Source organism: Corynebacterium sp. HMSC077D03, assembly GCF_001808545.1.
Classification (GTDB): Bacteria; Actinomycetota; Actinomycetes; order Mycobacteriales; family Mycobacteriaceae; genus Corynebacterium; species Corynebacterium simulans.
In genome coordinates, this window is the sequence record NZ_KV793693.1 from 1 (window position 1) to 3,261 (window position 3,261).

The 3,261-nt window shown below is 56.6% G+C and carries 4 protein-coding genes; 2 read left to right on the forward strand and 2 right to left on the reverse strand.

Annotated elements, in window-relative coordinates:
- Positions 1-33: 33 nt before the first annotated feature.
- Positions 34-1,314, forward strand: a complete 1,281-nt coding sequence (locus HMPREF2888_RS08090) for an IS256 family transposase (RefSeq protein ID WP_083296629.1) — start codon at positions 34-36, stop codon at positions 1,312-1,314.
- A gap of 94 nt (positions 1,315-1,408) precedes the next feature.
- The gene (locus HMPREF2888_RS08095) at positions 1,409-1,708 is read left to right on the forward strand and encodes a hypothetical protein (protein ID WP_141740993.1); all 300 of its coding nucleotides are present in this window, start codon (positions 1,409-1,411) and stop codon (positions 1,706-1,708) included.
- Positions 1,709-1,894: 186 nt separating this feature from the next.
- On the opposite strand, the gene HMPREF2888_RS08100 is transcribed toward HMPREF2888_RS08095, so the two are convergent.
- Positions 1,895-2,077, reverse strand: coding sequence for a hypothetical protein (locus HMPREF2888_RS08100; RefSeq protein WP_005324624.1), 183 nt, complete (start codon positions 2,075-2,077; stop codon positions 1,895-1,897).
- A 30-nt stretch (positions 2,078-2,107) separates the two neighbouring features.
- The gene (locus HMPREF2888_RS08105) at positions 2,108-2,998 is read right to left on the reverse strand and encodes a cation diffusion facilitator family transporter (protein WP_005328806.1); all 891 of its coding nucleotides are present in this window, start codon (positions 2,996-2,998) and stop codon (positions 2,108-2,110) included.
- Positions 2,999-3,261 lie beyond the last annotated feature (263 nt).

Consider the following 3,261-nt stretch of genomic DNA (forward strand, 5'->3'; position numbering starts at 1 on the left):
AAGCGGAACTAAACCCAGGACGCTTCAAAGAAGCTGCTTGCTAACCCTGACATCGCGAAACTGATTGATGACCTAGGCACGTCCACAACGGATGCCAACGACCTAGTTCGCGGCATGTTACAAGCCTCGATTACCAGGGGACTCAACGCTGAAATGGATGCCCACCTGGGCTACGAGTCTGGCGACAGGAGCGCTAAAGCTGCAGCTAGAACAGACAATTACCGCAACGGGTCGTATCCAAAGACCGTGGATTCTAACTACGGGCCAGTCACCGTTGATGTCCCTCGGGATCGGGCTGGAACATTCTTGCCGACTATGGTCCCTAAAGGTTCTAGGCGCTTGACTGATGTCGATGACATGATCGTCAGCTTGTACGCCGGTGGGATGACAATTAGGGACATCCAGCACCATATGGCAACGTCGATGCGTGTCGATATTTCCCATGAGACGATTTCTGCGGTTACTGACGCCGTGCTCGATGAGGTCATGGTCTGGCAAAACCGCCAGCTAGACGAGTTCTACCCCGTGGTTTTCCTGGACGCGTTGCGCATTAAAGTCCGCGACGACGGCCGAGTAGTCAACAAATCTGCGTACATGGCAATCGGCGTGGATCTCAACGGTATTAAGCACATTTTAGGATTGTGGATTGCCAAGGAAGAAGGCGCTTCATTCTGGGCGCAGGTATGCGCCAACCTTTCTAACCGTGGGGTCAAGGACGTCTTTATCGTCTGCTGTGACGGGCTGAAAGGCCTGCCAGAGGCAGTTGAGGCAACCTGGCCGAACTCTATGGTGCAAACCTGTATCGTGCACCTGATTCGCGCCGCTAACCGGTGGGTAGCCTACGGGGATCGCCGGGGCGTATCAGCCGCGTTGAAAAAGATTTACACTGCCACGGACGAGCCCACAGCACAGGTTGCTTTAGACGAATTTGAAGCCTCCGAGCTGGGTGAGAAATATCCCCGCTCAGTCAAGGTCTGGCGTGATGCGTGGGCGCGTTTCGTACCGTTTCTGCAGTTCCCACCAGCAGCCAGAAAGGTAATCTATACGACGAACTCCATTGAGTCGTTTAACAATGAACTGCGTAAAGCTACCCGCAACAGGGTGCAGTTCACCAACGATGAATCAGCGATAAAGACGCTGTGGTTGATGACCTGCAACATCGAAGACAAACGAGCCGCAAAGAGGGCAAAGCAAGGCAAACGAGTCTCAGCGACAGCCGGCAGACTCATGGAAGGAGCCCGAGTTTCCGGCTGGAAACAAGCCATCAACCAAATGGCCGTTGCCTACCCCGACCGCTTCGACAAATACCTATAAACCTAGCCCCACACACAAACAACTTGACACCCTCCGAACAAGCAAGCATTGATAGATGCAGGTCTGCACTACATTTTGTCGGTGAAACCCCACCGTGCCTGAGGTGATTGAAACCTGGCGGCGGGAAATCCCTGGTGAAGCCTACGCCCACGGCCAGATCTGGACACAAGCCTCGGCAAGCGATGCGCGCAAACACACAACCCCGAATACGGTGACCCACTTCCAGTACTCCTATGATCGGGCCAGACGCGGCCTGCGCGGAATCAAAGAGCAAGTCGCAAAAGCCAAACGCGCTGTTGACGGCGAAATCGCCATTAAGCGCAACCGCTATTTCGATCTTTCCACCCCGAACAAGAAGGTCAACTACGCTCTCGCTGCAAACACCGAGCCCTAGCCGGAATTAAAGGCTATGAAACCGACCTGACCGCTCTTCCCGCCCAGGAGGTTATCAGGCATTACCGCAGGCTATTCCACATTGAAAATGTCGTATCGGATGTCGAAATCAGACCTGAAAGCACGCCCAATCTATGCGAGGAAACAAAACTCGATCACAGCACATCTCAATATTGTGATGGCAGCACTAGCCGTGACCCACCTGATGGAGACCCGCAGTGGTCACTTCATCAAACGCCTCGTGAGAACACTCAAGAAATACCGCAGCTTTCAACTCGTCGTTGGCGGCGAAACCATTCACGCCGCCGTACCATTCCCGCCCGACCTCACTGCCACCATCCAAGTAATCACCGGCCGCGAACTTCCGCACAAAATTGGCCTAAGTCAGGTTAGAAGGGAATCAGCACACCGTCTCGTGGGATTCGTGCTCTGGGTGCTCAATCTGGATGGTGGAGTGCTCGATACCGTGTTCGCGCAGGGCCTGCTGGGCGGCATCCAACAGCGGGCCGGTGCCGACGGTGCCGTCGCGCACGATATGCACGGTCGTGAGCACGTTCACGCCGTCCAGGCTCCACAGGTGCAGGTCGTGGATGTCAGCAACGCCCTCGACCTGCCGCAGCGCGGGCTCGATCGCACTGGCGTCGAAGTCCGCCGGGACTTGCTCGAGCAGCACGCTCGCCGAAAGCCGCATGAGCTGCCAGGCGCGCGGCAGCACCATCGCCGCGATCGCTAGGGAGGCGATCACGTCCGCCGCCACAAACCCCGTGGTCAGTACCACGATGCCGGCCACGATTACTGCGACCGAGCCGAGCATATCCACTAACACGTGCAAGAACGCGCCCTCCACGTTGATCGAGGATTTGCGGTGCCGGTGCAGAACCCACGCCGATAGCGCATTCGCCACCAGGCCGATCACCGCGATGATCAGCATCGTTTTTCCCTGCACTTCGGCCGGGCTCTGCAGGCGGCGCACCGCCTCGACGACAATCCACACCGAGATCGCCAGCACCATCACTGCGTTCGCCAGTGCAGCAAGCACCTCCACTCGTCGGTAGCCGTACGTGGCCTGAGCCGATGCTTGTCGGCGCCCAACCAACACCGCTAACACCGCGATGATCAACCCCGCAGCGTCGGAAAGCATGTGCATCGCATCCGCCATCAGCGCCATCGAACCCGCCAACCAGCCGCCGATCAGCTCCGCGAAGAAGACGGTGCCGGTAATGCCTAGCGCAATCAAGAGTGCGCGCAGCGGCGTGCTGGAGTGATCGTGGTCGTGGTGCTCGTGTGCCATGCACTCAGCCTATCCCCGTCGACGCTTATTGACAATTAAATGAAAATGGATGGCGGTAAGCGCAGCCACTGAGGCCAAGTCGGCCTGATTTAGGTCATTGTGCAGTTGTCCTTTGAATGTGTAGAGAAGCTGAAACATGAACAACCAAAAAGTAGGGTTAAGTAGCAGAATGTGTGTCCGTTCGGCGTGTTGCGGGGCGGGTACACGGTTAGTTACTTCATGGGGTCAGGCCCGTACCACTCGAGCATTTTTCGTTGGCGTTC